The sequence below is a fragment of the Streptomyces glaucescens genome (genome assembly GCF_002154375.1).
Lineage (GTDB): Bacteria > Actinomycetota > Actinomycetes > Streptomycetales > Streptomycetaceae > Streptomyces > Streptomyces glaucescens.
Genome location: NZ_MUND01000907.1, coordinates 1 through 3,699, shown reverse-complemented (window position 1 = coordinate 3,699; position 3,699 = coordinate 1). Strand labels below are relative to the sequence as shown.

The 3,699-nt window shown below is 75.6% G+C and carries 4 protein-coding genes and 1 pseudogene (1 of these 5 only partly in view); 1 reads left to right on the top strand and 4 read right to left on the bottom strand.

The genetic code is table 11. The features are described 5' to 3' along the window. The 3 genes and pseudogenes from CCN42_RS39160 to CCN42_RS39150 form a co-directional block, all read right to left on the bottom strand. Positions 1–728: pseudogene (locus tag CCN42_RS39160) on the bottom strand (histidine kinase dimerization/phospho-acceptor domain-containing protein) (its annotated part extends 270 nt beyond the left edge of the window); the annotation flags it as partial. Further along, positions 725–1,459: a hypothetical protein gene (locus tag CCN42_RS39155; protein WP_086741937.1), complete on the bottom strand. Its 735-nt coding sequence runs from the start codon at positions 1,457–1,459 to the stop codon at positions 725–727. The gene CCN42_RS39155 and the pseudogene CCN42_RS39160, both read right to left, overlap by 4 nt. 260 nt (positions 1,460–1,719) lie before the next feature. Next, complete coding sequence (locus CCN42_RS39150) at positions 1,720–2,157, bottom strand: protein-tyrosine phosphatase family protein (protein WP_245877674.1); 438 nt, start codon at positions 2,155–2,157, stop codon at positions 1,720–1,722. A gap of 181 nt (positions 2,158–2,338) precedes the next feature. On the opposite strand from CCN42_RS39150, the gene CCN42_RS39145 reads away from it, so the two are divergent. Further along, a complete protein-coding gene (locus CCN42_RS39145) occupies positions 2,339–3,142 on the top strand; it encodes a nuclease-related domain-containing protein (protein ID WP_086741936.1) in 804 nt (267 codons plus the stop codon). Positions 3,143–3,260: 118 nt separating this feature from the next. Here CCN42_RS39145 and ligD read toward each other — a convergent pair. Further along, positions 3,261–3,699: non-homologous end-joining DNA ligase LigD (gene ligD / locus CCN42_RS39140; protein WP_479688109.1), on the bottom strand; the 439-nt coding region annotated here is incomplete at its 5' end.

Genomic DNA, 3,699 nt, shown 5'->3' with positions numbered 1-3,699 from the left:
GGCGGCAGCAGCTCGGCCGCGGCGTGCAGTCCGGTCAGCGGGGTGCGCAGTTCGTGCGCCACGTCAGCGGTGAACCGCTGCTCGGCCAGCAGCTTGCCCTGCAGCGACCCCGCCATGGAGTCCAGCGCGGCGGCCACCGCCCCCACCTCGTCCTGCGGCCGCCTCGGATCCCCGGCCCGCCGGTCGTGCACCCGCGCGTCCAGGTCGCCGGCGCTGATCCGCCGCGCGACCCGCGCCGTGGCGTGCAGCCGCCGGGTCACCCGGGTCACCGCGAACGCCCCGACCAGCAGTGTCGCCCCGATCGCGAGCGCCGAGGACCAGACGATCGCCCGGTCCAGACCGTCGATGGTGCGGGCCTGCTGCGAGTAGTCGACGGCCACGGCGAGGGCGCGTCCGCCGTCGGCGGGGCCCGCGGCCCACATCGTGGGCCTGCCCCGGTGGTCGGCGACCATCGTGCCGCGCCGGCCGGACAGGGCCAGATCGCGCAGCGGCCCGGGCAGCTCCTCCGGGTCGAGGCCCGCGCCGGGCAGCAGCGGATCCCCGGCCTCGTACGCCTCCGTGGCGTCCGCCAGCCGGGACAGCGCGAGGTCCCGGGCCTCGCCGACGGTCTGGTGCGTCACCGAGACGTGGACGAGGGCGCCGAGCATGGCGGCGAGGGCGCAGCACATCACGGTGATGAACAGCGCGGCCTTCACGGCCAGCGCACCGGCCCACTGCGGAAGCCTCATCGCCGGCTCTCCGCGGGGGAGGGCGTGGTGCGGCTCTCGGCGGGGGAGGGCGCGCCGCGGCCGGTGCGCAGCATCTCGTCGTGGGTGAGCAGCATCGCCCGCTGGTCCCGGTCCCAGCTCCACTGGAGCCGGTACTCGTACCCCTTCAGCTCCGACGGCGACCGGATGATCACCGAGCGCCCGGCCAGCTCCACCCCGCTGACGGCGTCGTCCCAGCTCATGACCCGCACCAGCCGGTCGTTCTCCACCGTGTACACCCGTACGGCGGTCAGTTCGCCGGGCAGCTGCCGGAAGCCGAGCGTGAGGTCGTCGTGGCCGTCACCGGTCAGGTCCCGGTAGTACGGGGTGAGCACGGGGCACCGGCCGTGGCCCGCGCCCGCCGCGCAGTCGGCCATGCGCGCGCCCGTCTCCCGGTAGGGGGCGTCGGCACCCTCGTACTCGCCCGGACTCGCGTCGATCTCCGTCCGTACGACCGCCACCGGATCCACCGCGCGGACGTCCCCGTCGGGCACCCGGACACCCTTGACGACCTGGCGTTCCACTTCGCCGATCTCGTAGGCGGGACTGGACGCGGGCGGCAGCGCCGGCCAGAGCCGGGCCGGGCCCTCGGCGGTCGGCGTGGGCCCCGCGCCCCGCAGCCCGCCGGCGTCTCCGCAGCCCGCGAGGGCGACGCCGGACACCAGCAGCAGGGCGGCGACGGCACAGGCGCGGGGGCGGACGCGGACGGGCACGGCACTCCGGTGATCAGGACGACCAGGGACCCGTACACCTTATTCGTACGGACGTCCTTTTTGCGTATCGCGGCAGGACGGAACGATCATCCCGCATGAGCGCGCACGCAGCTCACGCACCCCGCATGCGCCGCCACGCATCCACAGCCCGCTCAGGCACGCGCACCTGCCCGCGCACCGTGTCCCCGTCCGCGCACCCGCACGCCACTCACGCTCTCGCACCCGCACGCCCCGGACCGTCCCGCGCCCCTGCGGGCGGGTCACTCCGCCGGCTCCTCCAGCTCCTCCAGCCACCGCACCGTCGGCAGCCCCGCCCGCAGATACTCCACGAACAGCTCGTTGTGCAGCGCCCATGGCGAGCGGCGGGCCCGGATCAGCCGGATCGCCTCCTCGGCGGAGCGGCCCCGCCGCACCAGGGCGTGGGCGACGACCAGCCCGGACCGGTTGTACCCGTGGTAGCAGCGGACCAGCACCCGGCGCCCCGCGTCCACCGCCTCGCACGCGGCCTGGGCCAGCCGGATCACCCCCGCCAGCTGGGTGCCGTCCAGCGGGCCGTCCGGGATGGGCCACACCTGGTGCTCGACGCCCGGATCGGGCCCGTGCCCGGGCAGCCGCAGCAGGGACTGGACGAGATCGAACTCGTCCCGTACGACGGCGAACTCCAGCCCGCCCGGGCCCCGGAACTCGTGGCCGCCCATCCACAGACCCGGCACGACCTCGTGCCACGGGCCGTCCGGGGCGGGCACGCCGGCCCCATTCCCGCGGGTACGCAACGGCGCCTCCCCAACCCCCGACCGCCCACCCAGCTCCTCCCCACGGTAGCGGGGTTCTTGCCCGCGCAGCACCCCGCCTGTTCCCATGGTCATGGGGTGATGGTGCATGACCGGACTGCGCGTCGTACCGACCCGGCGGCACGGCCGGGAACGGCTCTACGTCTGTCTCCCGGACGGCGCGAACGTCGCCTGGTACGACCGTGAGACGGCCCGCGTCAGCCTGCTGAGCGAGGACCGCAGGGAAGACGTCCTGGCCGCCCTGCATCCCTTCGTCACCGGCCCGGTCACGGTCGGTCCGCCCCCGGTCCCGGGCCCCGCCGAACTGGCCCGGCTCAGTCTCCACCCCGACGACGACCTCGCCCCCAACCGTCCCGGCGAGGCCCTGCTCGTCGCCGTCGACCGGGACCCGGCCCCCGGCCACCGGCTGCGCCCGGACCCGCGGCGCCGAGCCCTGGAGGCCGAGCAGACCGTGGGGGAGGCGCTGGACGCCCTGGACGGGGCGGGCTGGCACACGCTGCACTCCGTGCCGCTGCCCGGCGGCGACCGCATCCACCACCTGCTCATAGGGCCCGGCGGGCTGTTCGCCGTCCACGCGCTGTACGCCCGTAAGCAGCGGGTGGTGGTCACCGATCCCCTGGTCGCGCTGGGCCGCCGGGAACCGCTGCCGCTGCTGCGCCGCCTGCGCGCCGACGCCTCCCGGGCCGCGTACGCCCTGACCGCCGAGGTCCGCCCCGTACTGGCGCTGGTCGGCCCCGCCCGGCTGAGCGTGCCCGGCCCGGTCCGCGAGGTCCGCGTTCTCACCGATGACGACCTCGACGGGCTCGGCCGCCTCGGTGGCGTCCTCAAACCGGCGGACGTCGAGGCCCTGCACGCCATGGCACGCGACCGGCGCACCTGGACACGGCTGTGACGACCCGGCCGGACACCCGAAGCGGTAGCGGTCCCTGACGAGCCGCCCTCAGGGCAGCGGACCCGGCCCTTGCCGATCCACCGTAAGGGCAGCGGACCGGCCCTTTGCCGATCCGCCGTCAGGGCAGCGGACCCGCCCGCTCCGGATCCAGCAGCGGGGCCAGCAGATCACCGTAGTCCTGCACCCGCGGGGCGATGTCCGGCGCCCGGAACGCCAGCTGTGCCGGATCCCCGCACGCCTCGACCTCCTCCCAGGTCACCGGAGCGGACACCCACGGCTCGGCGCGCGCCCGCAGGGTGTACGGCGTCTTGCGGGCGGCGTTCTGGCTCCAGTCGACGAACACCTTGCCCGGGCGCAGACTCCGCGTCATGCGGTGCACGACCAGCCGGGGCATGGCCCGCTCGGCCTCGACGGCGAGCGCCTTGGCGTACTCGGACGTCCGCTCGGAGGACGCCCCTCGCACCGCCGCCAGCAGATGCAGCCCCTTGGACCCGGACGTCTTGGCGTACGCCTCGATGCCGTCCCCGGCCAGCCGCTCCCGCAGCCACAGGGCGACC

Bases quoted from the DNA above. Each gene is read 5' to 3' on its own strand.
- CCN42_RS39150 (WP_245877674.1), bottom strand. From the start codon at position 2,157: ATGGGCGGCCACGAGTTCCGGGGCCCGGGCGGGCTGGAGTTCGCCGTC.
- CCN42_RS39145 (WP_086741936.1), top strand. From the start codon at position 2,339: ATGACCGGACTGCGCGTCGTACCGACCCGGCGGCACGGCCGGGAACGG.